We start from the raw sequence: 26148 nt of genomic DNA, 5'->3' as shown, positions 1-26148 counted from the left end.
TATGAAACGGCTTTACAGCATGAGTACGGGTATGTGCTACCTCGTAGGCATCCATAAGGCAATTCCTGAAGATGCTGTGGAAATCTCCGATGACTGCTTTGATTCGGTGATAGGCAACCCTGAGCCTGGCAAGCTCCGAAGCCATGATGAGCAGGGGCTGCCAATACTGATTGACCCGCCGCCGCTTACACAGGAACAGCAGGCAGAGCAAGAGCGGCAATGGCGCGATGCTGAACTGGCTACGCGGCAGTGGCTGCGCGACCGTCACCGCGACGAGCAGGACCTTGAGCGCGAAACCACCCTGCCAGCCGACCAGTTCGCCGAACTACTGGGCTACCTGCAGGATCTGCGCGACTGGCCCCAGTCAGATCAATTTCCCGTCGTCGAGCACAGGCCGGTCGCGCCGCCCTGGATCGCCGACCAATCCCAATAACGCCCCGCACCGACGGGGCGTTTTCTTTTCTGCTGTACCCCTAATGGCCTCGCTGACGCGGGGCCTTTTCATATCTGGAGAATTTATGTCTGGCTTCTTTCACGGCGTTACCGTAACAAACGTCGACACCGGCGCGCGCACGATCGCTTTGCCGTCGTCCTCGATCATTGGTTTGGTCGATACCTTCACCCCGGCGCCAGCGCTTACCGCTCAGCCCAATGACCTGATGCTGATCACCAGCGAGCGCGAGGCGATTGCCGCGTTTGGCCCTGACGCGGCGATCACCAAGGCTTGCCAAGCCGTCTTTACCCGTGCCAAGGCGGTGATTGTCGCCTGCGGGGTGGCCAAGCTTGAGGACGCGGCCGAGCAGACCTCGGCGATCATCGGCGGCACCTTGGCGGACGGCAAGCGGACCGGCCTGCAGGCACTTCTCGACGGCAAAAGCCGCTTCAACGCCCAGCCGCGTCTGCTGGTTACCCCCAAGCACAGCGCGACCCAGGCGGTCGCTACTGCCCTGGTGGCGCTGGCTGACAAGCTGCGCGCAATTGCCATCATCGACGGCCCCAACACCACCGATGAAGCGGTCATCGCCTACGCCGGCGAGTTCGGCGCCAAGCGCTCCTATATGGTCGATCCGGGTGTGCAGTACTGGGACACCAGCAAAAACGCCACGGTCGACGCGCCTGGCTCGGCGTATGTGGCCGGGCTGTTCGCCTGGACCGACGCGGAGTACGGCTTCTGGGCCTCGCCATCGAACAAGGAATTCGTCGGTATCACCGGCACCGGTCGCCCGATCGAATTCCTCGACGGTGACGAAACCTGCCGAGCCAACCTGCTCAACAACGCCAACATCGCCACCATCATTCGCGACGACGGCTTCCGCCTGTGGGGCAACCGCACCTTGTCGGCCGACGCGAAGTGGGCCTTCGTCACCCGTGTGCGGACCATGGATATCGTCATGGACGCGATCCTCTATGGCCACAAATGGGCGGTCGATCGCGCCATTACCGCGACCTACGTCAAGGACGTCACCGAGGGCCTGCAGGCGTTCATGCGCGACCTGAAGAACCAGGGCGCGATCATCAATTTCGAGGTGTTCGCCGACCCTGAGCTGAACACTGCCAGCCAGCTCGAGCAGGGCAAGGTGTACTGGAACATCCGCTTCACCGACGTCCCACCTGCTGAAAACCCCAACTTCCGCGTTGAAGTCACCAACCAGTGGCTGACCGAAGTCCTTGATTCCGTCGCTTAAGGAGCGCATCAACATGGCAATGATTCCCGAAACCCTGGCCAACCTGAACCTGTTCGTCGATGGCGTCAGCTTCCAGGGCGATGTACCCAGCCTGACCCTGCCCAAGCTCACCCTGAAAATGGAAGAGCACCGCCCAGGCGGCATGGACATTCCGGTCGAAATGGACCAAGGCATGGAGAAACAGGAGGCGGCGTTCACCACCACCGGCGTGCGCCGCGACGCCCTCAAGTTCTTCGGCCTGGCCGATGGCAGTGGCTTCAACGGCACCTTCCGCGGCGCCTTCAAAGGCCTCAAGGGCAAGATCAATCCGGTGGTGGTGACCCTGCGCGGCGCCCTCAAGGAAGTCGATATGGGCGACTGGAAGTCCGGTGACAAAGCTGAAATCAAGCACAGCGTGGCCGTGACCTACTACAAGCTCGAAGTCGATGGCCGACTGGTCTACGAGATCGATGCGCTGGGTATGAAGCGCGTGATCAATGGTGTCGATCAACTGACTGCGCAACGCATTGCGCTCGGCCTTTAAGGAGAAGCCCATGGCTCAAGCAAAAAAACTGCCGCAATGGCTGACCCTGAGCGCTGAACGCGTCAGCGTGCAGCTGTCCCGGCCCAGCCAGGCCAATGGCGTCCAGGTCGATAGCCTGTCGTTGCGCGCACCCACCGTGCGCGATATCCGCAACGCCCAGGCGGGCGGCGCCAATGATGACGAACAGCGTGAACTGAACCTGTTCGCCTCGCTGGCCGAGGTCGGTATCAAGGACCTCGAAGGCCTCGCCCTGAAAGACTACAGCCGTCTGCAGGCGGGCTATTTTCGCCTGGTGCAAGACGACGAACTTTGACCCGGCCCGGCACAAGGCCGCTGCCAAGCGGCTGGCCAAGGAGCTGAACTTTTCCGCGAGCGAAATCATGACCATGCCGTACAGCGACATGGTCTGGTGGCTTTCGGAATGAGCAGGAGTAAGCCATGGCAGAGACAATAGGGCCATTCAACCTGGGGCTCAGCGTCAACTTCAGCCCGCCGTTGGGGGCTGAAGTTGACGCGCTGCGCATCAGCATCGATCTGTTACGCAAGCAAATGGATACCACCCGGCTCGGTCTGATCATCGGTGCATGGACCGGTGTCCGGCCTGTGCTTGAACCGGGGCATCTAACCGGCAATTCGACCGAGCCGAATCATTTGCAAGGGCCAGGCGCACAGCGTCTGACGCTAGCGCCTGTGAACGATCAGCTGGGTCGCCTGCATCAAAACTTGACCCGGCTGGACCAGGTGATATCCGGCCTGATCTGGGTCAAGCGGCAGGATCAGCCAGCGCAGTGGCGCGCGCCTTTGAAATATCCCCTTGGGACGAGTGCCTCACCCGTGCCAGAGCAGCGCTTCGCTGCGGGGACGGAGCATCTGGTGACGCTCAAGGGAGAGGATGCTGAAAAAGCCGGGAGCCAGGCGGCGCCTGCGGCAGGCGCAAATAACAAAGCTGGGATGCTCGCAACGCTTGCGGCAGCTGCCACCATTCTTGCCAGCGCAAGCTATAAAGTGAGCCAACAAGCTTCCGCATCTGGACGATTGCGGGCGTTCAAGGCTGTGAGTGACGTTTTCGGTGCAGGTGTGGTTGGCGCTACGCTCACTGGTGGCAAGGCATTGGTCACAGGTGAGGATGGCAAGGAGAAGGTCGAGGGGGTTGCTGCGGCAGCGGGGGGATTAGGCGGGATGCTAACCGCAACAGCACTCGCAAACGCCTTTTCCAGAAACAAGCGACTTCAACGGTATGCGCCGGTGATCGGCGGCTTCGTCGGCGACATCCTGGGTGGGCTGGCAGGCGGCAAGTTGCATGATTTTTTCCAGGACGAGCCAAAGCCGACCGCATCGAATGCGTCCTCAGTTGCGCAAGCAGGTGAAGCGGGATCCGCGCCAAGCTCTGCAGGTTCGGGGCAACCGGAGCAACAAACACGCGATAAGAGAATTGAATCGGATGCGCCGTCATCGACAGTTGAATTTATCGGTATAGGCCGGTCATTCAATCCAGCGGCAGCGACAGTTTTCCCTCTGCCGCCAGTCAATGGCTGGTCCGCCGCTTCATTGGCCCCTTCATACGTACAGGCTGGAGGGGCAAGCTTTTTCAGTGCTGCGCCAGGTCTTTTGCGGACTGGCTCTACCACGGTCGGCTCCAGCTCACCTCTCCTCCAGCCACGCAAAGCCTGGAAAGGAATTCCAGGCCTGACACTGCTGGACACCACCCTTCAACTCGCCGACACCTACAGCAGCGATGTCACGCCTGTGCAGAAGCTCGAAGGCTATGGCACCGCTCTGGGCGGCTTGGGCGGAGGCTTGGCCGGCGCTGCAGCGGGCGCTGCAATCGGCTCGGTGGTGCCAGTGATTGGTACCGCCATCGGCGGGCTGGTTGGCGGCGTGCTTGGGAGCATGGGTGGCGAGCAGGTTGGCGGCTGGTTGGCCAGGCTCGTGACCTCAGACACGCCCCCAGCAGAGCAGGCTGCGGCCCATCGCGAATCCGACCCGGCGACATCACCTGGAGACGCGTGCCAATCGTTGGCCGAGTGTACCAAGCAGCCAACGCTGTCGACCGGTCCCGCACAGACCGCGCCAACAGCACCCACCCCCATGATCAATCAGCAATTCACCTTTACCGCCAACATGCCGGTCACCTTCAACAACAGCCTCAATGACCCCAGCACACTGCTCCAGCTGGAGGCGATAGCCCGTGGTCAGCTGGAAGAGCTGATGCGTCAGGCCCGCGCAGTGCAGATGTTTGAAACACCCCACGTTTCAATTTGAGGACCACTCATGAACTATCAGGAACAGCTGCAGGCTGGCCTGCACGCGCTGGTCAAGGCGGGCGAAGCGGGGCGTCGGCGGGCCGACGCCATGCTCGAGCCGATGGATCAGGCCATCGACCATGTACAAGGCGCCGTCGCCAGCCTGGAGGGTCTGCCGGTAGTGGGGCCGGCGATCGGTGCGCGCCTGCAACGCAGCTTGCGCGCAATCACCTCGGCCCAGGCCAAGGTGGCCAAGGTCATCGACAAATACGATCAGACCCTCAGCGTGGTGCGCCAGGTGCGTGATCGCCTCGGCACCTTCGCCGAGCAAGTGGACAAAGCCGGGGCCGCGGTTCGTCGGGTGGTGGGGGGAGTGCGCGCGGCAGTTACCGGCGCCCTCTCGACCCTGGGCTTCGCCCCCGATAGCACCCCGGCAGCGGAGGCGGTCAAGCCGTTTGCGCACCTGCTGGTGCTGCAACCGCTCAAGCCCGGTGCCGCAGCGTACTACTTCAATCTGGATACTGCCGCCTTCGACCAACTGCGGCGTCAGACTCGCTTTCGCTGGGCAGGTCAGGAACGCCTCAGCCGCGCCAGCGCGCAACAGGCGGTGGGCCTCGGCGAAGAGACCATCAATATCCGTGGGGCGATCTTCCCTACTTTCAAAGGCGGGCTCGGCCAGTTGCAGGCACTGCGCAGCATCGGTCGGCAATTGCTGCCGCTGTCGTTGATCAGCGGGTACGGCGAGGTGCTTGGCAACTGGTGCCTGACCAGCGTTGAAGAAGAGCAGAGCAGCCTGCTGGCCGGCGGAATCCCGCGTAAACAAACCTTCTCACTGGAGTTCATCAGCTATGGGCAAGACCTGCATGACGTCTGAGGGTGACGTGCTCGACAGCCTCTGCCAGCACTATTACGGCCACCTCAACGGCAGCGTCGAGGCAGTTCTGGCGGCCAACTACGGCCTGGCAGATGAGACCCAGCCGTTTGCCGGCGGGGTGCTGATCAGTTTGCCCGACCTCCAGCACGCCGCTGCCGGCACAACGGTCCAGTTGTGGGACTGACCCTGCTTCGGAGCCACCCCATGCAACCACAGTTTCGTATCGTTGCCGACGGTAACGACATCACCACGCTGATCAACCAGCGCCTGCTACTGCTGCGCACCAGCGACAAGCCGGGCATGCAGTCAGATGATTTCGAACTGCGTATCGACGCCCGCGACGGCGCACTTGCATTACCTTCGCGAGGCGCCTCGATCGAGGTTCATCTCGGCTATGGCGGGCAACCGCTGACCCGGCTTGGGCGCTTTACGGTCGATGAAGTCGAGCTGTCCGGCCCGCCTGACACGCTCGTCATCCGCGGCAAGGCCAGCGACCTCTGCGGCAGCGGCAAGACCACCCGCAGCGGCAGTTGGGAAGCGCTGCCGCTGCAAAGGATCGTCAGTGAAATTGCTGCGCGTAACGGCTGGCAGGCGGTGTGCCCGCTGACCGTACTGGTCGCGCGGGTCGACCAGTACGCGGAGTCTGATCTGGCCTTCATCACGCGTCTGGCGCGGCTCTACGATTGCACCGCCAAACTTGCCAACGGCCAGTTGCTGGTGCTGCCTCGCCAGGCTGGCAAGAGCGCCAGCGGCAAGCCGCTTGGCGTGGTCACGCTTGACCGCAGCATGGTCAGCAAATGGCAGCTCCGCCTGGATGACCAGCAGACCCACAAGGCCGTGCGTACCCGTCACCAGGACCCTGCCAGCGGCGCGCTGCAGGTGGTCGAGCTGGCCAACAGCGCGGTGACGCCGGGCGACCAGCCGGTGCATACCGACCGCCACGTCTACCCCAATCGCGCCGCTGCCGAACAGGCCGCCAGGGCGCGGCTGGCCAGCTTCAACCGTGGCACCGCCAGCCTGCGCCTGGAGATGGCCGGACGAACCGATCTGTTTGCCGAGCGCAGCATCGAAACCAGCGGCTTCTGCGCCGGGCTGGACGGGCTGTACCTGATCGATTCGGTTGAACAGCTGTTCACCAACAGCGGTTGGCAGACCACGGTGCACTGCAATGGAGGCAGCCAGGGCAAATCCAACAATAAGGGCGTCGCGCCGCGGCGAGGCACGGCTATCAAGGTCTGAACAACGTGTGCGCGGCTCATCGTTGCGGCTCAAGCCCAGGACCTCGTCCTGGGCTTTTTTTGTTAAACAAGGAGGTGCAGCATGCTTACCGAAGGCCAACTCAGCCAGATATTTCCCCTCGCCGGCCAGCGGGTCGGCACCTTTCTCGCAGCGCTCAACGAAGCTTTGCCGCGTTGGCAAATCGATCATCCCAGGCGCATCGCGGCGTTTCTCGCACAGATCGGCCATGAATCCGGCCAACTGCGCTATGTGAAGGAGCTGGGTGGCGATCGCTACCTCTCCCGTTACGACACCGGCAGCCTTGCGCGGCGTCTGGGTAATACGCCGCAGGCCGACGGTGATGGCCAGCTGTACTGCGGTCGCGGCCTGATTCAGATCACCGGCCGTAACAGTTATCAGGCCTGTAGCCGGGCCCTGTTTGACGATGAGCGCTTGCTGGCGCAGCCGCAGCTGCTCGAACAGCCGCGCTGGGCCTGCGAGTCGGCGGCCTGGTTCTGGCATTCACGCGGGCTCAACGCGCTGGCGGATCGCGGCGAGTTCAACCGCATCACCCGTCTTGTCAATGGCGGCCTGAATGGCCTGGACGATCGCCTGGCGCTGTGGGCGCGAGCACGCGAGGTGCTCTGTTGAGCCGCGGCTGGCTGTGGCTCTGCCTGCTGCTAATGCTTGCGTGCGCTGCGCTGGCCTGGCAGGTCCAGGGTTGGCGCTATGGCCGGCAATTGGCCGAGCAGGCGGGCAGCCATGCACAACAGATGCGTCAGCAAGCCGAGACGCTTGCCGGCCAACTGCTGGCCGAGCGGGCTTTACAGCGTGACCTGCAGCAGCGTCTACAGGCCAGCGAATCGCGATATTTTCAGGAGCTTACCAATGCCCAACAAACTCAGGCTCGCCTGCGTGATCGGCTTGCCACTGCTGATCTGCGGTTGTCGGTCCTGGTCGAGCGCGACAGCGCTTGCGCCACTGTGCCCGCCGCCGGCGCCCCCGGCAGCGTGGATCATGGCGCCGTACGCGCCCGACTTGAGTCAGCGCATGCTCGACGAATTATCGCCATCACCGATTTCGGCGACCGCGGATTGATCACATTGCGTGCCTGCCAGGACTACGTCCGCGAACTCACACGCTGACCCCTTGTCTGACCTTCTCAGGGTGATAGGGTAGGGCGCATTCCCGTCAGGAGCCGACCATGGACCCGATCACCGTTCTTTCAAGCAGTCTGGGCGAGCACCTGCAGCAGCTCAATGCGCAGGTCACCACCGCCGAATCTTGCACCGGTGGCGGCATCGCCGAGGCCATCACGCGGGTTGCCGGCAGTTCGGCGTGGTTCGAGGCCGGCTACGTGACCTATTCCAACAGCCAGAAGACTCGCCAGTTGGGCGTGCCAGCGCAGTTGTTCGAGCAGGTCGGCGCGGTTAGCCGCGAGGTGGTCGAAGCGATGGTGCGGGGCGCGCAAGCAGGCAGTGGCGCGCGCTTTGCCGTGGCCGTCAGCGGTGTTGCCGGCCCCGGCGGCGGTTCAGCAGAGAAACCGGTCGGCACCGTCTGGCTGGCCTGGGCGGATGGCGACCGCGTCAGCACTATGCGCAAGCACTTTACCGGCGACCGTGAAGCGGTGCGCCGACAAACGGTGATCGCCGCGCTAGACGGCTTGTTACAGCTTGGCACCGAGTAAATTGCCAACAGGGGTTTGCTCAGGCGCGTTGCTGTGGAATAATACTGGCTACTTATACAGTTATTCGGGCCGTCAGGGCCAGTCGATCACGTGAGGATTTCAATGGACGACAACAAGAAGCGCGCCTTGGCTGCGGCCCTGGGTCAAATCGAACGTCAATTCGGTAAAGGCGCGGTCATGCGCATGGGCGATCAGGATCGCCAGGGCATGCCTGCTATTTCCACCGGCTCGCTGGGCCTGGACATCGCGCTGGGCATTGGCGGTCTGCCGAAAGGCCGTATCGTCGAAATCTACGGCCCAGAGTCTTCGGGTAAAACCACGCTGACCCTGTCGGTCATCGCTGAAGCGCAAAAAGCCGGCGCCACCTGCGCCTTCGTCGATGCCGAGCACGCGCTGGATCCAGAGTACGCTGGCAAGCTGGGCGTCAACGTCGAAGACTTGCTGGTCTCGCAGCCTGACACCGGCGAGCAAGCGCTGGAAATTACCGACATGCTGGTACGTTCCAACGCAGTAGACGTGATCATCATCGACTCCGTGGCAGCGCTGGTACCCAAGGCTGAAATCGAAGGCGAAATGGGTGACATGCACGTGGGTCTGCAGGCTCGTCTGATGTCTCAGGCACTGCGCAAGATCACCGGTAACATCAAGAACGCCAACTGCCTGGTCATCTTCATCAACCAGATCCGGATGAAGATCGGCGTGATGTTCGGCAGCCCTGAAACCACCACCGGTGGTAACGCGCTGAAGTTCTACGCTTCGGTACGTCTGGACATTCGCCGTACCGGCGCGGTCAAGGAAGGCGACGAAGTGGTCGGCAGCGAAACCCGCGTCAAGATCGTCAAGAACAAGGTTTCGCCGCCGTTCCGTCAGGCCGAATTCCAGATTCTGTACGGTAAGGGTATCTACCGTAACGGCGAGATCATCGACCTGGGCGTTGCCCACGGCATGATCGAGAAATCCGGTGCCTGGTACGCTTACCAGGGCAACAAGATCGGTCAGGGCAAGGCCAACGCTGCCAAGTACCTGCAAGACAACCCGGCCGTTGGTGCAGACCTCGAGAAGCAGATCCGCGACAAGCTGCTCAACCTGGGTGCTGTTGCCGCAGCCGGCAAAGCAGCCGCTGCTGCCGAGCCAGCGGGTGCCGACGCCGACGCAGAAGCTTGACCCATGCCCGCCGTACTCGACACCCCGGTTGCGGTTCGGCGGACAGCCATGGACCTGCTCGCGCGCCGCGAGCATGGTCGCGTGGAGCTGACGCGCAAGTTGCGTCAGCGCGGTGCTACAGATGACCTGATCGAGCCTGCGCTCGATCGGCTCACCGAAGACGGCTTACTCAGTGAAGCCCGTTATCTCGAGAGTTTCATAGCCTATCGTTCCAACGCCGGTTATGGCCCTGCACGTATTCGTGAAGAGCTTACCCAGCGTGGCCTCAACCGTGCTGATGTCGAGCAGGCCCTGCGTGACAGCGGGGTGAACTGGGCTTCACGGTTGCAGGATGTCTGGCAGCGCAAGTTTGCCGGGCAGCTCCCTCATGATCCGCGCACTCGCGCACAGCAAACCCGCTTTCTGGTCTACCGTGGCTTTGCCATGGACATGGTCGGCCGCCTGTTGAACGGCCGAGACCTGGACGACTACTGAATCTCCCTGGTCAACTGGCTTTCAGCGCTTGGCGAGCTCGTTGAGTGGTTTGAATCGGCTCTGGCCTGGCCCAGTTTTCGCTAAGGTTGATAAAGTCGATCAGCTCCCGCAAGCGTCCCTGGTCACGCCCGGTGAAGGCGAAGGTGAGCCGGGTCAGATGATCAAAGCTACCCACTTCGTGTTCTGCGCTGGCATCGGCTTGCTGCTGGAATGTGCCGCTCAGGCGTAGATCGGCAAATGCCTCCTGGGCGTCGAACAGTGCGGCCTCGCTGAGCGGGTTATGCATGCGAATGACGAATTGATTCTTCAGCCAGCGGCTGGAGTGGTAGTTGTTGTAGAACTGGGTGATCTCTTCCACCGCCTCGTCAGCGCTGTGCACCAGCCGCACCAACTTCAGGTCACGGGGCAGAATGTAGTGGTTCTCTTCAAGTTGCCGGCTGATAAACGCCAGGCAATCTCGCCAGAACGTCCCTCCGGGAGAGTCCAGCAGCACCACCGGCACCAATGGGCTTTTGCCGGTCTGGATCAGGGTCAGGACTTCCAGTGCCTCATCGAGCGTGCCGAAGCCGCCGGGGCAGAGCACCAAACCGTCCGCTTCCTTGACGAAGAACAGCTTGCGGATGAAGAAGAAGTGGAACGGCAGCAGTTTGTCGGTGCCATCGACGGTGGCATTGGCGTGTTGCTCGAAGGGCAGGGTGATATTGAATCCCAGGCTGTTCTCGGTGCCGGCACCCTCGTGCGCCGCAGCCATGATGCCGCCGCCGGCACCGGTGATCACCATCAGCTCATTGCGCGTCAGGCAGGCACCCAGCTCGCGGGCGAGTGCGTACATCGGGTGCTCCAGCGGCGTGCGCGCGGAGCCGAAGACCGTGACTTTGCGCCGACCACGGTAGCGCTCGAGGGTGCGGAAGGCGTGGTCGAGTTCGCGCAGGGCCTGCAGGGTGATCTTGGCGTTCCAGCGGTTGCTGTCGTCCTGTGCCATGCGCAGCACTGTCAGCATCATGTCGCGGTAGAGCGGTAGGTTGGCGCTGTTGGGAGCCACCTGTTGTAGCTGTAGGTCGATGTTGCTCAGATCGATGCCGCTGTCCTTGAAGTGGGTCAACAGAAGCTCGTTGGCTTGGTAGGGCATACAACTCCTCCTTGTGCAGCAGGACCTTCAGTGCCGGTTTCTGCCAGGCGGCGCATGGGCCGGGCTTGGCAAAATGGCACAAGGGCTGAATAACAATTTAGACGTTGTGGCGTGATCGTGCAGGAGCAGTCCGCTGGTCGGGGCGCGATCCACTGCCAGGGCGATGCTGTTCACTTGAAGTGCGGGGCAGTCACTTGCAACCAGCAGCACAGCGCCAGGCGCGGGAGGTGGCCAGATGCATCGTTTGGTTATCGAAGTCGACCAGCAGCTATACCGGCTGCTGGAAAACGCTGCGCGCGCGCATCACTGGAGTCTGGAAGTCGAGTGCCGGCGCCGGTTGGGCGGCGCAGAAGGGCACTCGCGGTATCTGCAGGCGTTGCTGGCAGAGTTGCGCGCCGAAGACGAGCAGCGGCGCGCCAAGTGAGGCCGTCAGCAGCAGGCGATCACTTCTTCTTGTTGCCGGCCGTGCAGCTGGCAGCATCAAAGGCCTGGTCCATGACCGGACTGTTGCTCTTGTACACCGTGAAGCGGTAAACCAGCACCGCGCCTTTGGACAGCAACTGACGGTAGCCATTGTTGCGGCAGACGCTGTCACCCAGTTGGCTGCGCACCTGCTGCGGGTTGCTCTGCATGCGCTCGGCATGCTCCTGGCGTACGCTCAGGTGGTTGATCAGCGCTTTGCCTTCAACGGTGTAACCCTGATCGAGGATGTCTTCGTTGATAGCGCGAGGGGTGCCGACGCTGCTTTCCTTGGCGACCTTCTGCAACAACTGAGTCAGCTCATACTCTTGCTTGGACGCGGCCTGGGCTGCGAGGGGCAACATGAGCAGCAGGCTCAAGGTCGGGACGATAACACGCAGCATGGATCTCTCCTGATTCAATGACTGGCGCTTTGACCGGCACCTGCGGCTGGCGTTCCGTTGGCGCCGGGTGATCGATTATAAAGCGCGCAGGCGCTGCACGGCAAAACAGCGCTGCTCTGATAGACTGGCGCCTTCGATTTGTGCCGAGTTGTTGAAGTGATCATCGTTAACCTGTCCTGCGGCGTGGCCTCGTGAGCCACGCGGTGGCGCGGCTGCGCGCCGAGCGCCTGGCCCGTAGCGTCAAACCCTTTGTCGCCCGTGGTTCGCGCGCGGTGCGCTGCGCCCACTGCCGGGTCATTGCCAGTCACTGCCTGTGTGCGCTGAAGCCTACCGTCACGGCCGAGGCGGGGGTGTGCTTGCTGATGCATGACACCGAGCCGTTGAAACCGACCAACACCGGTTGGTTGATCGCTGATTTGATCGAAGACACCTCGGCCTTCGGCTGGCAGCGCACGGCAGTCGATCCCGCTTTGCTGGCGCTGCTGGAGCAGCCGCAGTGGCAACCCTACATCGTTTTCCCCGGCGAGTTCGTCGCTGAGCAGCGGGTCGTCAATGAGGTCAGCCTGCCGCCCGGCAAGCGTCCGCTGTTCATCCTGCTCGATGCAACCTGGACCGAAGCGCGCAAGATGTTCCGTAAAAGCCCCTATCTGGACCGCTTCCCGGTGCTCAGTCTCGAAGCCGAACAGATGTCGCGCTACCGCCTGCGCCGTTCCAAGCGCGATGATCACTTCTGCACTGCCGAAGTAGCGGCGATGTGTCTGGAGCTGGCGGGTGACGTGCGTGCGGCGCAAGCACTGGATGCCTATCTGGACGTGTTCAGCCTGCATTACCTGAGCGCCAAGCGGCATTTGCCGCTGGACCTGCAGGATGAACCGCATCTGCGCTTGCATACCTTCCTATAGTCCAAGGGGCAGCCGGCCGGGTTTGCGTCATAATGACGAGCACCGTGCCCCGGCACAGAACAGGATCGATTGATCGATGGCCACTTACGAAATCCTCATCGCTGATGACCACCCGCTGTTTCGCAGCGCCTTGCGCCAGGCGGTCACGCTGGGCCTGGGCCCGGACGTGCGGCTGGTCGAGGTGGCGAGCATCGCCGAGCTGGAAACCCACCTCAGCGACAAGTCCGACTGGGATCTGGTCCTGCTCGACCTGAACATGCCAGGCGCTTATGGCTTCTCCGGCCTGGTTCTGCTGCGCGGGCAGTATCCGCAGATTCCGGTAGTGATGGTCTCGGCCCAGGAAGAAGCGGCGGTGGTGGTCAAGTCGCGCGAGTTTGGCGCCAGTGGCTTCATTCCCAAGTCGAGCACCCTCGAGCAGATCCAGGACGCCGTGCAAAAAGTTCTTGATGGTGAGGTGTGGTGGCCGCCACAGGCCTTCGAGAAAGTCGATGTTTCGGCCGAAGCCAAAGCCGCCAGTGAAGGCCTGGCAAGCCTCACGCCGCAGCAGTTCAGGGTGCTTACCATGGTTTGCGAAGGTTTGCTGAACAAGCAGATTGCATACGAACTGAGCGTCTCCGAGGCGACCATCAAGGCCCACGTCACGGCGATCTTCCGCAAGCTCGGCGTGCGTACCCGGACACAGGCCGCGCTGCTGCTGCAACAGCTTGAATCGGTTGCCAGCAATTAAAACTTGCGGCTTCACGCTTTTTTGACCCGGCTCCGGCTAGCCTTCTGGCCTTTTTCTCGTGAAGTGACACCCATGTCGCCATTCAAAGGCCAGACCGGCCTTAAACGTATCTTCAACGCCGCCGGCTATTCGCTGGATGGGCTGCGCGCGGCATTCAAAGGCGAAGCGGCCTTTCGCCAACTGGTGCTGCTCAATGTGGTGCTGGTGCCAACTGCCTTCTGGCTGCCGGTCAGCCGCGCCGAGCGGGCCATCATGATTGCCGTGTGCATGCTCGGGCTGATCGTCGAGCTGTTCAATTCGGCGATTGAAGCGGCCATCGACCGCATCTCGCTGGACCGCCACCCGCTGTCGAAAAACGCCAAGGACATGGGTAGCGCTGCCCAGTTCGTGTCGCTGCTGATGGTGGCGCTGGTCTGGGGCGTGATCCTGCTCTAGGCAATCGGCGGCAGTACGATCTCGTCGCTGCGACGCACACCGGCGGTGAAGTTGCGGCACAGTTCAAGAAACTCGCGCATGGCTGAGGTCTGGTACTTCTGCTTGTGCCAGATGAAGTAGAACTGCCGCGACAGATCCAGCTCCGGTGTTTCCACGGCGACCAGGCTGCCACGGCGAAATGCATCGCGCAGGGCCAGTCGCGAGATACAACCAATACCCAGGCCGGACTCGACCGCGCGCTTGATCGCTTCGGTGTGTTCAAGCTCAAGGCGGATGTTCAGGTTTGCGCGGTGGTGGCGCATTTCCTGATCGAACGTCAGCCGCGTGCCCGAGCCCTGCTCGCGCAGGATCCATGCCTCCTGGGACAGTGTGGCAATGTCTGCCCGGCCAGCCTTGGCCAGTGGATGCTGCGGTGCGCAGAACACCACCAGCTCGTCCTCGACCCACGGTTGCACCTCAAGGTCGGGGTGATTGCAGTCACCTTCGATCAGACCCAGGTCAATTTCGTAGTGGGCAACCTGTTGCACAATGTGCGCAGTGTTCTGTACATGCAGTTTGACCTGGCTCTCCGGATGCATCTGCATGAAGCTGCCGATCAGCAAGGTTGCCAGGTAATTGCCGATGGTCAGGGTTGCCCCCACCGACAGCGAGCCGAAACCGGACTTGCCGTTGAGCAGGTCTTCGATTTCCTTGGCCTGATCGAGCAGAGCCACTGCCTGGGGCAGCAATTGGTGGCCCAGTGCATTGAGGCTCAGGCGTTTGCCGGCGCGGTCGAACAACTGGCAGCTAGACTGGCGCTCCAGTTCGGTCACCGAAGTACTGGCCGCCGACTGCGACAAGGCCAGTACGCCGGCGGCTTTGGACACGCTCTGGTGCTGGGCTACCGCGACAAAAACCTGCAGTTGGCGAAGTGTAAAACGCATATCTATATAACCGATAAGACATATCTTGATAATCAACTTAACAGATATCGTCGCTGCCCCTAAACTATTGCGTAACTGTGCGCTTGGTCCGCGCTGCGTCTTTCTTCAGGAGCCACCTTAGATGAGCAACATGAACCACGAACGTGTCCTCAGTGTTCACCACTGGAATGACACCCTGTTCAGCTTCAAGTGCACCCGCGATCCGGGCCTGCGCTTCGAGAACGGTCAGTTCGTGATGATCGGTCTGCAGCAAGAAACCGGCCGTCCGCTCATGCGCGCCTATTCGATTGCTTCGCCGAACTGGGAAGAGCATCTGGAGTTCTTCAGCATCAAGGTGCCGGATGGCCCGCTGACCTCGCAGCTGCAGCACCTCAAGGAAGGCGATGAGATCATCATCAGCAAGAAGCCTACCGGCACCCTGGTACTGGATGACCTGAACCCGGGCAAGCACCTGTACCTGCTCAGCACCGGCACTGGCCTGGCGCCGTTCATGAGCGTCATTCAGGACCCGGAAACCTACGAGCGCTTTGAAAAAGTGATCCTGGTTCACGGTGTGCGCTACGTGAATGAAGTCGCCTACCGCGAGTTCATCACCGAGCACCTGCCGCAGAACGAGTTCTTCGGTGAGGCGGTACGTGAGAAGCTGATCTACTACCCAACCGTTACCCGCGAGCCGTTTGAAAACGAAGGCCGCCTGACCGATCTGATGCGCAGCGGCAAGCTGTTCAGCGACATTGGCCTGCCACCGATCAATCCACAAGACGATCGTGCGATGATCTGCGGTAGCCCAAGCATGCTCGACGAAACCAGCGAAGTGCTCGACAGCTTCGGTCTGAAGGTGTCGGCGCGGATGCGCGAGCCGGGTGACTACCTGATCGAGCGCGCTTTCGTCGAGAAGTAAGGCGAGCGCGACAAAAAACGCAGACCGAGGTCTGCGTTTTTTTATGCCTGCGATTTGCCCGGTGGCCGCCTGCGGTCAGCTGTCGAGGGTGACTTCCAGCACTTGGATCCGGTCCAGTTGCGGGTAGTGCCAGCGTACCTGTACATCCCAGAACTTGACCCCGTAGACGCGCTCCGGTGGCGGTACCTGGTAGGCCGGGCGCGGGTCTTGGGCCAGACACTGCTCAATCAGCTCAACCAGCGGCTCACCCAGGCGCAGCGCGTGCTCACGGGCTTGCAGCAAGGCCGCGTCAGCCCAGGCCACGCTGATCGGTGCAGGCGCCGCGCTGGCCATCAGGTTGATCGCATCGCTGACGCAATCTGCGTAGGGCACGTACGGCTTGATATCCAGCACTGGCGTGCCGTCGAGCAGGTCGATCCCGGACAGCAACAAGCGCCCAGGTTCTACCCCCTCCAGGCGCACCACTGACTGGCCGATACCGTTGGGCCGATGCGTGGCGCGGGTGGCGAACACGCCCATGCTCTTGTTGCCGCCCAGGCGGGGAGGGCGGACCTTGAGCCGTGGCTTGTCTTCCAGCGCCTGGTGAAACAGAAACAGCAGCCAGACATGGCTGACCTGCTCCAGGCCTGCCACCGCATCACCCTGATCGAACGGCGGCAACAGCTCGAGCACGCCACGCGCCGCCGGTGCCAGATGAGGCTGGCGGGGGATGGCGAACTTCTCCTTGAAGCAGGAGCGGACAATGCCAACCGGCGCAACGCTATGCTGCATGCTCACTCAGCCGTGCACGCGCTGGGTCAGGCCCTTGAGGAAATTGCGCAGCAGTTGGTCGCCGCACGGGCGGTAATTGTCATGGCCAGCCTTGCGGAAGAGGGCGCTCAGCTCTGGCTTGGTCACCGGGAAGTCGACCGACTTCAGAATCGCGTGCATGTCGTCTTCTTTAAGCTCAAAGGCGACCCGCAGTTTTTTCAGGACGGCGTTGTTGGTCACCGGTACTTCGATCGGCTGCGGTGGGCGCGACTCGTCGCGGCCGCGTCGATGGATCACCAGGCCATCGAGGAAGTGCGCCATGACTGCGTCCGGGCAACGCACATAGCCTTCCTCTTCTTCTTTCTTCATGTAGCTTGCGACTTCGTCGGCGGACACCGTGAGGCCGGACAGGCCGACGATCTCGATGATCTTGGCGTCATTGACCTTGAGCATGTAGCGCAGGCTGCGCAGGACGTCATTGTGGTTCATTGTTGCAAATCCTGTTCAAAGCCGCGCCGAGCTGGCGCGGCGGTATTCCTTAGAAACGTTCGGTTGCGGCTACGTAGCGCCATTGGCCCAGCGGCAGCTTGCCCATCGATACACCACCGACGCGGATGCGGCGCATGCTGACGATCTCCAGCTTCAGGCTGGCGCACAGGTCGCTGATATCGCCGCGCTGCGGATTCTTCACAACCATGCGCAGGTGGGTTTCGTTCTGCCAGCTGGCCTTGGCCTTGGGCAGTTCGCGATCATTGCGCGACACGCCACGGGCAAGCCGCTCAAAGGCTTGTGGGGTGGCTTCGCCGCGCACCTCGATGATGAATTCCTGTTCGAGCTTGCGCAGGTCGCGTTCAATCTTGCCGCTGACTTTCCAGTCCTGGGTGAACAACTGCAAGCCGCTGACGCCGCGCTCCAGCGGCGCCATGCAGGTCAGCCGGGTGAAGTGGCTGTGCAACGGGCGCACATCCTGGCTGTGGGCTTCGCTGAGGGTGTCCATGACCATGCTCGCGCGGGCACTCTCCGGGTCCATCCCGGCGGGTTGATTGAGCAGCAAGGTCACCAGTGCCGGCGCCTCGGCGCGGGCCCCTGGCAGCAGTGCGACCTGCTGGCCCTCGACTTTGAACTGGGGCTGCTCGACGACCACGCCATCCACCGTCACCCAGCCGCCTTCGATGTACTGCTCGGCCTCGCGGCGGGAGCAGCCGAGTTGCTCGATGAGGCGTTTGGACAGGCGTACGGGTTCAGACATGGAGACGATTCGCTAAAGGCAGATTAAGACCTGCCATTGTACCTGCCCGCGCGTTGTTGGGGGCCGGGAATCTGCTGCTTTAACGGTGTTTGTCAGCACCGTGGTCGCCACTGCGGTCGCGCAGACGAAGGTGCAGCAAGGGATACGGCTGACCGAGACCGTCCTGCTCCGAGCGTCCGATAATTGCAAAGCCCTCGTGCAGGTAGAAGCCCAGCGCCTGCGGGTTCTGCTCGTTGACGTCCAGATGGTCGGCGTTCAGTTCGCTGATGGCATGGCGCAGCAGGCGCTTGCCGACGCCCTTGCCGCGGTGCTCGGGGTCGACGAAGAGCATGGCGACCTGACCATTGGCGACCCCGGCGAAGCCGAGAATGCGCTGACGCGCGTCCTTGCAGCAGATCAGCATGACCGCATCGAGGTACTTGGCCAGGATGTGATCGCGCAGCAGCACGATGTAGGCATCCGGGAGAAAGTCGTGGGTGGCACGGACCGAAGCTTCCCAGACGCGGATCAGTTCCGGGTAGTCGCTGGCGCGAGGGGTTTGCAGGGTGAACAGGGCGGGCATCGCGGCAGTCTCTGGTGCTGATTGCAGAACCATAGATGCTTAGCGCAGGCTTTGCTGGTTGGGGCCGCAATGCGGCCCCAAGCAATCGTCAGACCGGCTCGGCCCACATGTCGTATTCATCGGCATCCACGATCCGGCAACGGACCTTGTCGCCCGGCTTGAAGCCATGGTCGCCATCGATGAAGACGCTACCGTCGATCTCTGGGGCATCGAAGAAGCTGCGGCCAACCGAGCCTTGTTCTTCGACTTCGTCGATCAACACTTCGATCTCACGACCGATGCGCAGTTGCAGGCGGGCGGCACTGATCGCTTGCTGATGGGCCATGAAGCGGTCCCAGCGGTCCTGTTTGATGTCGTCCGGCACTTCATCCAGGCCCAGGTCGTTGGCCGGCGCGCCTTCGACCGGCGAGTACTGGAAGCAGCCGACGCGGTCGAGCTGAGCTTCGGTCAGCCAGTCGAGCAGGTACTGGAAGTCTTCTTCGGTCTCGCCCGGGAAGCCGACAATGAACGTTGAGCGGATCACCAGCTCAGGGCACTGCTCGCGCCAGTTCTTGATCCGCGCCAGGGTGCGGTCTTCGAACGCCGGGCGCTTCATCGACTTGAGCACTTTCGGGCTAGCATGCTGGAACGGGATGTCCAGGTACGGCAGCAGCTTGCCAGCGGCCATCAGCGGAATCACGTCGTCGACGTTCGGGTATGGATACACGTAGTGCAGACGCACCCAAACGCCCAGGCTGCTCAGCGCTTCGCACAGCTCGAGCATGCGTGTCTTGACCGGGCGGCCGTTCCAGAAATCGGTCTTGTACTTGACATCGACGCCGTAGGCGCTGGTGTCCTGGGAGATCACCAGCAGCTCCTTGACCCCGGCCTTGACCAAGCGCTCGGCCTCGCTCAGCACGTCACCTACCGGGCGGCTGACCAGCTTGCCGCGCATCGACGGGATGATGCAGAAGCTGCAGCTGTGGTTACAGCCTTCGGAGATCTTCAGGTAAGCGTAATGACGCGGGGTCAGCTTGACGCCTTGCGGTGGCACCAGGTCGATCAGCGGATTGTGGTCCTGGCGCGGTGGCACGACTTCATGCACGGCGTTGACCACCTGCTCGTACTGCTGCGGACCGGTGACCGACAGCACGCTTGGGTGCACGTCTCGAATGTTGCCCTCGGCGACGCCCATGCAGCCGGTAACGATGACCTTGCCATTGGCTTTGATCGCTTCGCCGATCACTTCCAGCGACTCGGCCTTGGCGCTGTCGATGAAGCCGCAGGTGTTGACCACCACGACGTCGGCGTCCTCGTAGGTCGGCACGACTTCATAGCCTTCCATGCGCAGCTGGGTGAGGATGCGTTCGGAGTCGACCAGAGCCTTGGGGCAGCCGAGCGAAACGAATCCTACCTTGGGCACGGTAGAAGCAGGGGTGGTGGACATAGCTAACCTCGGTATTGAATGCGGCTGCAGCGCCGGTGGCGCAGCAATCGTGACGGGCGCTAGCGGCGCCTCTGATCAAAAAGTGCGCAATTCTAGCGAGCACAAGGTCGCTTGACCAGCAGAAATACGACGAACGCTGCGCTATGCTTCGCGCCATTGCAGCGAGGTCCATGTTGGACCTGGTTGCGGGTTCGAATTCTATCGGTCCGATGTGGCCGTCTGCGGGAGTGGTCGATGGTTCAGGCAAGCAGTCACGCCCAAGCGGGGCAAGGGGTAGCGCGCCCGATTGGCCTGCTGGTGGCAGCTGTTGGGGTGGTCTATGGCGATATCGGCACCAGCCCGCTTTATACGCTCAAGGAAGTGTTTTCCGGCGGCTACGGGGTGCCGGTCAACCATGATGGTGTGCTCGGCATCCTGTCGTTGATCTTCTGGTCACTGATCTGGGTGGTTTCATTCAAGTATGTGACGTTCATTCTGCGTGCCGACAACCAGGGCGAGGGCGGCATCATGGCCCTCACCGCGTTGGCCACGCGGGCATCAGCGCCTTACCCGAAACTGCGCATCGTCATGATCGGCTGCGGCCTGGTCGGTGCGTCGCTGTTCTATGGCGACAGCTTGATCACCCCGGCGGTATCGGTGTTGTCGGCGGTCGAGGGCATGGGGCTGGCGTTCGACGGCATTGACCACTGGGTGGTACCGATCGCCGTGGTGGTGCTGGTGGCGCTGTTTCTGGTGCAAAAGCACGGTACGGCCAAGATCGGCATCCTGTTCGGGCCGGTGATGGTGCTCTGGTTCGCGGTGCTGGCGCTGCTCGGCCTGCATGGCATCGTGCAGAGCCCGGAGGTGATCAAGGCGCTGAACCCGGCCTGGGCGGTCAACTTCTTCGTGGTGCATCCGGGCATGGGTGTGGCCATTCTCGGCGCGGTGGTGCTGGCGCTGACTGGCGCCGAGGCGCTGTATGCCGACATGGGCCACTTTGGCCGCAAACCGATTGCCCGCGCCTGGTTCATCCTGGTGCTGCCGGCCCTGGTGCTGAACTACTTCGGGCAGGGCGCGTTGCTGCTGCAAGACCCTGAAGCGGCGCGCAATCCGTTCTATCTGCTGGCGCCGAGCTGGGCGCTGTTGCCGTTGGTCGGCTTGTCCACCCTGGCCACGGTGATCGCTTCCCAAGCCGTGATTTCTGGAGCTTTCTCGTTGACGCGCCAGGCGATTCAGCTCGGTTATATCCCGCGCATGCAGATCCAGCACACCTCCAGCGACGAGCAGGGGCAGATCTACATTGGTGCGGTGAACTGGGCGCTGATGATCGGCGTTGTGCTGCTGGTGATCGGCTTTGAATCATCCGGCGCGCTGGCTGCGGCTTACGGCGTAGCGGTGACCGGTACCATGCTGATGACCACACTGCTGGTGGCGACGGTGATGCTGTTGTTGTGGAAATGGCCGCCACTGCTGGCAGTGCCGATCCTGATCGGCTTCCTGTTGGTCGATGGGCTGTTCTTTGCCGCCAACCTGCCCAAAGTAGTGCAGGGCGGCGCCTTCCCGGTATTGGCAGCGATTGCCTTGCTGTTGTTGATGACGACCTGGAAGCGCGGCAAGCAGATCCTCGTGGAGCGCATTGACGAAGCCGCGCTGCCGCTGCCGATCTTCATCAGCAGCATCCGCGTGCAGCCGCCGCATCGGGTCGAGGGCACTGCGGTGTTTTTGACCGCGCGGCCAGACGCCGTGCCTCATGCGCTGTTGCACAACATGCTGCATAACCAGGTTCTGCATCGTCAGGTGGTGTTGTTGACGGTAGTCAGCGAAGACCGGCCGCGGGTGCCGGAGCAAGAGCGCTTCGAGGTCGAAGCCTATGGCGACGGGTTCTTCCGGGTGCTGCTGCACTTTGGCTTCATGGACGAGCCTGACGTGCCGCAGGCACTGCGCTTGTGCCATCTGGACGAACTGGACTTCAGCCCGATGCGCACCACCTACTTCCTCAGCCGCGAGACTGTGATCGCCTCACGCCTGGAAGGCATGGCGCGCTGGCGCGGGGCGTTGTTCGCATTCTTGCTGAAGAACGCCAACGGCAACCTGCGCTTTTTCAACCTGCCGTTGAACCGGGTGATCGAACTGGGCACTCAGGTCGAGATTTAAGTAACCGGGGCCGCAATGCGGCCCCGGTTACTACTCAGTTCTGTTCAGCTACGTTGGTTTTGCCCTGGCGCGTCTCGATCTCGCCGATCAGGCGCTTGGCCAGTGCCGGGTAGTTCTCATCGAAGTGGTGGCCACCCGGCAGTTTCAGGCGCTCGCCAACGGCCGTGTGCTCGGTGCAGCCGCTCTCGTCGGCTTCTTCGACGCCATAGATGCACACGACCTTGGCCGCAGGCATACGGGCCATTTCCGGGCCGGTCGGTGCTTCCTGACCTTCCTTGCCCAGCCAGCCTTCGACTTCGATCTCGAAACTGCCGCTGCGGGCAAACGCCAGCAGGATCACCGCATCCACGCGCTGCTGATCTTCTGCTGGCAGGCGGTTGTAGATCGCCGGCAGTACGTCGGCGCCGAACGAATAGCCGGTCAGGACAAAGCGCTTGGTGCCCCACTTTTGCCGGTAGTGCTGCATCAGTTCGGACAAGTCGATGGCGCTTTGTTCCGGGGTCTTGTGCTGCCAGTAATAGCGCAGCGTGTCGATGCCGACCACCGGATAGCCGAGTTTGGCCATTTCGCCTGCTACATCGCGGTCAAGGTCGCGCCAGCCCCCGTCACCAGAAAGGAACAGGGTTACGGTATCAGTGGTTTGCCCGGCAGGCACTTCCACCACCGGGATGCTCAGCGCGTTGCCGTCGTGGCCGACCAGAACCTGGGTCAGCTGACCCTTGAGCAGCTGCGGCAGATGGATGTCGTAGTCGCTGATGCTGGTTTCGGCGTTGCTTTGATCACGGACGAAGGCGGCGCTGGCGTCATCCGGGTTGTCGTTCCAGGCGACATTCCAGTAGCCATGGGCAGCGCTTTTCGGTAGTGCCGGGCAGCCGGGTTGCTCAAGCTTGAAGTCGACCGAGATGGCGCGGGCCTTGTCATCGGTCTGGCTGGACAGCCAGCGCCAGGCTTGCGCTGCGCCAGGGCCGATGCCGGCAACCACGGTCGGTGCGCCGCCCAGATGGCTGATGGCCTGATCCAGCGCCTGTTGCTGCTTGGCGCAATCGGCAGGTGGCAGGGTCACCTGTACCAGTTGCGCTTCGCCGGCCTGGCTCAGGTCGAGCAGTTGCTTGTCGCTGAGCGCCTGATCTTCAGGCACGCCAATCGCTACGCGGGTTTTGACGGTGACTGCAGGTGTGGCTAGAACCAGGCTGCTGCCATCGGGCAGGGTCAGGTGCTCGACCTGAGCCTCCGGCGTCGGCCGGGTCCACAACCAGAACCACACGGCGGCACCCGCCAGGGCAAGCAACAAAGCGATCAACAGGTAGTGCCAATAGCGTCGAATCATCAGCGTTTCACCAATCCAGTCAGGCCGCCAGCGATCAGGGCGGCAGTGTCAGCCAATGCCACCAGCGGGTCCAGCCCGGCTGGCACGGCCATGTAACGAGGTTCCCAGTCTGGCTGGAACTTATCCTTGAAACGGCGCAGCCCCTGGAAGTTGTACAGCTGCTCGCCGCGCTGGAACACCAGCGAACCCAGGCGCTGGGTCAGCGGTGCGCCACGTCGCGGCTGCAGGCCGGAGAGCGGGACCATGCCCAGGCTGAAACGCCCGTAGCCATGGTTTTTGTAGTGCAGGATCAAGCCGATCATCATGAACTCCATGGTCAGCTTCGGCGCTTCAGGGTGCGCGCGCATCAAGTCGAGGCTGGCCAGCTCCAGGCTGTGTGTCTCGAGCAGGTTGGCGAACGCCACCGGGCGACCCTGGAAGCGGATCAGGGCGATGCGGAAGTGCTGCAGGTAGTCCGGGCTGAAACGGCCCAGCGAAAAGCCTTTCTCGCGCACGTTCTTGCCGCTGAGCCAGGCGTCCGAGATTTCCTTGAGCTCGTCCAGTGGTGCTTGGCCAGGTTCGTGTACTTCCAGGCTCAAGCCGTCGCGGCCACCGCGGTTCCAGGTGTAGCGCAGGTCTTTCATCTCCTTGCCTTTGGCTTCCAGATCGAAGCGGCGCAGATCAACCCGCGCTTCTTCGCCAAGCTTGAGCGCGGTCAGGCCGATGTCCATATAGAAAGGCAGGTTCTCGGCGCGTACCTGGTAGAACACCGGGCGGGCATGGTGCACGTCGCACAGGTCACGGAACTGCCAGATCATCTCGGCGCGCTCCTGGGCAGGGCCAATCGGGTCGTACAGTGCGACCAGGCTACGGCCACGGCGGGCATACATGATGAAGGCGTTGTCGTTGGGGTGGAACAGCAGCGCCTTGTCGCCGGTCAGGGCCAGGCCGCCGTCTGGTTGATCGGATGCCAGGAGGATCTGCCGGGCCCGCTCCAGTTCATCGGCGGTCGGCAGATGGATCACCGGCCGCGCCGTGCGCAGCAACCAGGTCAGGGCGACGAACACCAGCAGCACCGCGCTGCCCATGGCGGCGCGCAGGCCGCGTGGGGCGTCGGCATCGAGAGTGAACTGCCACCACAGCTGATGGCTATAGGGCACGTCCTGATAAGCGAACAGCAGCAGCCAGATCGAGGCGCCGATAACGCAGGCACTGGCTACCAGATACACCGGCGAAAACGGCAGCTCGAGCAGGCGGCTCGGCCGGTAGAACGAGCGTCGGAACACCGCCAGCAGGACTGCGGTGAACGTCAGCACGCAAGCTTCTTCCCAGTCGAAGCCTTTCAGCAGCGACAGCAGCGCGCCCACCAACAGCAAAACCGTGGTCAGCAACCAGGCAGCGGACAGACGTCGGCGCAGGCCCTGGGCCAGCAGCAGGCAAAGCACGCCGATCAGGCTGGCACCGAAGTGCGAGGCGTCGATCAGCCGGTGCGGTACCAGAAAGCCCATGTGTTCGAGGCGCGTGTCGATCTCCGGTGTGGCGCCGGAAAACAGCAGCACCACGCCGGACAGAAACACCAGAATCGCCAGCACTGGTGCAGCCAGCCCGGAAGCGGCCTTCAGTGCCTGCTGGGCGAACAGCAAGCGGCGGGCTTCGTTGGCCAGCAGCAGAACGCAGGCCAGCAGCAGCGGCAACACCACATAGATCAAGCGGTATAACAATAAGGCTGCGGCCAGTGGGGCCGCGCCAAGCTGGTCGGCAAAAGCGGCCAGCAAGATCGCTTCAAACACACCAACGCCACCCGGCACATGGCTGAGCACGCCCGCTACCAGTGCCAGCAGGTACACCAGCACAAACGCACCAAACGGCGGCGCCTCAGGCAGCAGTAGATACAAAACAGTGGCGGCAGCCGCAACATCAAGTGCGGTGATCAGCAGTTGCAGGCCGGTCAGGCGCGCGCCGGGCAGGCGCAGCGTGCGCCGACCGAGCTTGACCAGCAGGCTGTCAGCCAGCGGCTGCTCGGCCAACCGGCGCCGATAGAGGCCGGCGACCAGCAGTGCACTCAGCATCAGTACCGCAATGGCGATAACCGCCAATACGCCGGTCGGCATGCGCAAGGCGGTTGCTGCCGCAGGCAAGTTGCTCAGCGTTGCCAATGCTGCCAAAGGGGGCAGGGCGCAGCCCAGCGACAGGCTGGCGAATACCGTCATCCGTGCCACTTCACCGGCACCCAGACCATGGCGGGCATACAGCCGATAACGCACCGAGCCACCCGACAGTATCGACAGGCCAATGGCATTACCAATGGCGAACGCACTGAAACCGCCCAGCACCAGGGTTGCGGCTGGCAGCTTAACGGCGGCGTAGCGGCTGGCAGACCATTCATAACCAAGCAGGATCACGAAGCCGGCCACGGTCGCTAGCAATGCAGCGAGCATGGCCTGCTTAGGCACGCTGAGAATGGCGTCGTGCAGCGCATAGATATCCAGCTCACTGAGCAGGTGACGACACGCAATCAAGGCCATGCCGAACAACAGCAGGGTCAGTACCAGAACGATCGGTTGCCGATACCGGCTCAGCCGCTCGAGCCAGGGCAGGCGTTGGGCAGCCACCGGCAGCGTCGCGGTGAGTGGCGTCTGGGGATCAGGGGTATGGGCGGTCATGAGTTGCCTCGGGCCAACAGCGCGAGGTGGGAGAAAGGTGCGGCCAAGTGGAAGTCCCTTAGGAAAACGTATCCGGATATTACTCCTGCCGGAGGCGCTTGCAGCGGTCCGACGGGGTTAAAGATAGTTCATCCATTAGGGCTGGCGAGGGTGTGGCAAAAGGCGAGGGCAGGCTGATCGGGGATTTTCAGAACCCCAGAAACAACAAACCCCGCACTGTTTAAAACAGTGCGGGGTTTGTTCTGACGATTTGGTTGCGGGAGCCGGATTTGAACCGACGACCTTCGGGTTATGAGCCCGACGAGCTACCA

29 protein-coding genes are annotated in these 26148 nt (G+C 62.3%); 19 read left to right on the top strand and 10 right to left on the bottom strand.

What is annotated here, in order from left to right:
- The first annotated feature begins 1 nt into the window (after position 1).
- The 13 genes from HU736_RS11395 (at position 2) to recX (ending at position 9868) form a co-directional block, all read left to right on the top strand.
- Positions 2-433: a tail fiber assembly protein gene (locus HU736_RS11395; RefSeq protein WP_186697710.1), complete on the top strand. Its 432-nt coding sequence runs from the start codon at positions 2-4 to the stop codon at positions 431-433.
- An 85-nt stretch (positions 434-518) separates the two neighbouring features.
- Entirely contained in the window at positions 519-1685 is a 1167-nt protein-coding gene (locus HU736_RS11390; protein WP_186697712.1) for a phage tail sheath subtilisin-like domain-containing protein, read from the top strand.
- A gap of 13 nt (positions 1686-1698) precedes the next feature.
- Entirely contained in the window at positions 1699-2208 is a 510-nt protein-coding gene (locus HU736_RS11385; RefSeq protein ID WP_186697714.1) for a phage major tail tube protein, read from the top strand.
- Positions 2209-2218: 10 nt separating this feature from the next.
- A complete protein-coding gene (locus HU736_RS11380; RefSeq protein WP_101317330.1) occupies positions 2219-2521 on the top strand; it encodes a phage tail assembly protein in 303 nt (100 codons plus the stop codon).
- Between the two features lie 125 nt (positions 2522-2646).
- Positions 2647-4470, top strand: coding sequence for a hypothetical protein (locus HU736_RS11375; RefSeq protein ID WP_186697717.1), 1824 nt, complete (start codon positions 2647-2649; stop codon positions 4468-4470).
- Positions 4471-4479: 9 nt separating this feature from the next.
- Positions 4480-5325: a phage tail protein gene (locus HU736_RS11370; RefSeq protein ID WP_186697719.1), complete on the top strand. Its 846-nt coding sequence runs from the start codon at positions 4480-4482 to the stop codon at positions 5323-5325.
- Positions 5300-5509, top strand: coding sequence for a tail protein X (locus HU736_RS11365; protein WP_186697721.1), 210 nt, complete (start codon positions 5300-5302; stop codon positions 5507-5509). The genes HU736_RS11370 and HU736_RS11365 overlap by 26 nt, the downstream gene beginning before the upstream one ends.
- 20 nt (positions 5510-5529) lie before the next feature.
- Positions 5530-6564, top strand: coding sequence for a phage late control D family protein (locus HU736_RS11360; RefSeq protein ID WP_186697723.1), 1035 nt, complete (start codon positions 5530-5532; stop codon positions 6562-6564).
- 81 nt (positions 6565-6645) lie between these two features.
- Positions 6646-7194, top strand: a complete 549-nt coding sequence (locus HU736_RS11355; protein WP_186697725.1) for a glycoside hydrolase family 19 protein — start codon at positions 6646-6648, stop codon at positions 7192-7194.
- Positions 7191-7688, top strand: a complete 498-nt coding sequence (locus HU736_RS11350) for a lysis system i-spanin subunit Rz (protein ID WP_371411567.1) — start codon at positions 7191-7193, stop codon at positions 7686-7688. The genes HU736_RS11355 and HU736_RS11350 overlap by 4 nt, the downstream gene beginning before the upstream one ends.
- A gap of 59 nt (positions 7689-7747) precedes the next feature.
- Positions 7748-8230 (top strand): CinA family protein, encoded by a 483-nt coding sequence (locus HU736_RS11345; RefSeq protein ID WP_186697727.1) that lies wholly within the window; start codon positions 7748-7750, stop codon positions 8228-8230.
- A 102-nt stretch (positions 8231-8332) separates the two neighbouring features.
- Positions 8333-9394, top strand: a complete 1062-nt coding sequence (recA, locus tag HU736_RS11340) for a recombinase RecA (protein WP_101317346.1) — start codon at positions 8333-8335, stop codon at positions 9392-9394.
- Between the two features lie 3 nt (positions 9395-9397).
- The gene (recX, locus tag HU736_RS11335) at positions 9398-9868 is read left to right on the top strand and encodes a recombination regulator RecX (RefSeq protein ID WP_101317349.1); all 471 of its coding nucleotides are present in this window, start codon (positions 9398-9400) and stop codon (positions 9866-9868) included.
- A 10-nt stretch (positions 9869-9878) separates the two neighbouring features.
- Here recX and HU736_RS11330 read toward each other — a convergent pair whose 3' ends face one another.
- Positions 9879-10997, bottom strand: a complete 1119-nt coding sequence (locus HU736_RS11330) for an LOG family protein (protein ID WP_103436350.1) — start codon at positions 10995-10997, stop codon at positions 9879-9881.
- A gap of 235 nt (positions 10998-11232) precedes the next feature.
- Between HU736_RS11330 and HU736_RS11325 the strand changes: the two genes are divergently transcribed.
- Positions 11233-11421: a hypothetical protein gene (locus HU736_RS11325; RefSeq protein WP_101317353.1), complete on the top strand. Its 189-nt coding sequence runs from the start codon at positions 11233-11235 to the stop codon at positions 11419-11421.
- Between the two features lie 19 nt (positions 11422-11440).
- Here HU736_RS11325 and HU736_RS11320 read toward each other — a convergent pair whose 3' ends face one another.
- On the bottom strand, positions 11441-11860 hold the full coding sequence (locus HU736_RS11320; protein WP_103436351.1) for a quorum-sensing-regulated virulence factor family protein: 420 nt from the start codon (positions 11858-11860) through the stop codon (positions 11441-11443).
- 191 nt (positions 11861-12051) lie between these two features.
- Between HU736_RS11320 and HU736_RS11315 the strand changes: the two genes are divergently transcribed.
- The 3 genes from HU736_RS11315 to HU736_RS11305 all read left to right on the top strand — a co-directional run bounded on the left by HU736_RS11315 (position 12052) and on the right by HU736_RS11305 (position 13924).
- Positions 12052-12762 carry a tRNA-uridine aminocarboxypropyltransferase gene (locus HU736_RS11315; protein ID WP_103436352.1) on the top strand — a complete coding sequence of 237 codons (711 nt, stop codon included), beginning with the start codon at positions 12052-12054 and terminating at the stop codon, positions 12760-12762.
- A 76-nt stretch (positions 12763-12838) separates the two neighbouring features.
- Positions 12839-13489: a response regulator transcription factor ErdR gene (gene erdR, locus HU736_RS11310; protein WP_103436353.1), complete on the top strand. Its 651-nt coding sequence runs from the start codon at positions 12839-12841 to the stop codon at positions 13487-13489.
- Between the two features lie 72 nt (positions 13490-13561).
- Positions 13562-13924, top strand: coding sequence for a diacylglycerol kinase (locus tag HU736_RS11305; RefSeq protein ID WP_101317361.1), 363 nt, complete (start codon positions 13562-13564; stop codon positions 13922-13924).
- On the opposite strand, the gene finR is transcribed toward HU736_RS11305, so the two are convergent.
- Positions 13921-14847, bottom strand: a complete 927-nt coding sequence (gene finR / locus HU736_RS11300; protein WP_101317363.1) for a LysR family transcriptional regulator FinR — start codon at positions 14845-14847, stop codon at positions 13921-13923. The two genes, HU736_RS11305 and finR, sit on opposite strands and share 4 nt — an antisense overlap.
- Before the next feature lie 121 nt (positions 14848-14968).
- On the opposite strand from finR, the gene fpr reads away from it, so the two are divergent.
- Positions 14969-15748, top strand: a complete 780-nt coding sequence (gene fpr, locus HU736_RS11295; protein ID WP_103436354.1) for a ferredoxin-NADP reductase — start codon at positions 14969-14971, stop codon at positions 15746-15748.
- Between the two features lie 75 nt (positions 15749-15823).
- Here the strand turns inward: fpr and tsaA are convergent, their stop codons facing one another.
- The 5 genes from tsaA to rimO form a co-directional block, all read right to left on the bottom strand.
- A complete protein-coding gene (tsaA, locus tag HU736_RS11290; protein WP_186697729.1) occupies positions 15824-16519 on the bottom strand; it encodes a tRNA (N6-threonylcarbamoyladenosine(37)-N6)-methyltransferase TrmO in 696 nt (231 codons plus the stop codon).
- A 6-nt stretch (positions 16520-16525) separates the two neighbouring features.
- Positions 16526-16987 carry a YehS family protein gene (locus HU736_RS11285; protein WP_103436355.1) on the bottom strand — a complete coding sequence of 154 codons (462 nt, stop codon included), beginning with the start codon at positions 16985-16987 and terminating at the stop codon, positions 16526-16528.
- A gap of 49 nt (positions 16988-17036) precedes the next feature.
- Positions 17037-17747: an rRNA pseudouridine synthase gene (locus tag HU736_RS11280; RefSeq protein WP_186697731.1), complete on the bottom strand. Its 711-nt coding sequence runs from the start codon at positions 17745-17747 to the stop codon at positions 17037-17039.
- 79 nt (positions 17748-17826) lie between these two features.
- On the bottom strand, positions 17827-18309 hold the full coding sequence (locus HU736_RS11275; protein WP_103436357.1) for a GNAT family N-acetyltransferase: 483 nt from the start codon (positions 18307-18309) through the stop codon (positions 17827-17829).
- Positions 18310-18397: 88 nt separating this feature from the next.
- Entirely contained in the window at positions 18398-19735 is a 1338-nt protein-coding gene (rimO, locus tag HU736_RS11270; RefSeq protein ID WP_101317375.1) for a 30S ribosomal protein S12 methylthiotransferase RimO, read from the bottom strand.
- A gap of 234 nt (positions 19736-19969) precedes the next feature.
- Here rimO and HU736_RS11265 point away from each other — a divergent pair, with 234 nt between their 5' ends.
- Entirely contained in the window at positions 19970-21868 is a 1899-nt protein-coding gene (locus tag HU736_RS11265; RefSeq protein WP_150570872.1) for a potassium transporter Kup, read from the top strand.
- 34 nt (positions 21869-21902) lie between these two features.
- Here the strand turns inward: HU736_RS11265 and HU736_RS11260 are convergent, their stop codons facing one another.
- Together HU736_RS11260 and mprF are read right to left on the bottom strand one after the other, a co-directional pair.
- Positions 21903-23195, bottom strand: coding sequence for a virulence factor family protein (locus HU736_RS11260; protein ID WP_186697734.1), 1293 nt, complete (start codon positions 23193-23195; stop codon positions 21903-21905).
- The gene (mprF, locus tag HU736_RS11255) at positions 23195-25837 is read right to left on the bottom strand and encodes a bifunctional lysylphosphatidylglycerol flippase/synthetase MprF (protein WP_186697736.1); all 2643 of its coding nucleotides are present in this window, start codon (positions 25835-25837) and stop codon (positions 23195-23197) included. Before mprF ends, HU736_RS11260 begins: the two co-directional genes overlap by 1 nt.
- Positions 25838-26148: the final 311 nt, after the last annotated feature.

Origin of the sequence: Pseudomonas shirazensis (assembly GCF_014268785.2) — a bacterium.
In the GTDB taxonomy this organism is placed as follows: domain Bacteria; phylum Pseudomonadota; class Gammaproteobacteria; order Pseudomonadales; family Pseudomonadaceae; genus Aquipseudomonas; species Aquipseudomonas shirazensis.
Note: the sequence above shows the minus strand (reverse complement) of the source record. Positions and strands in the feature narration are given on the sequence as shown.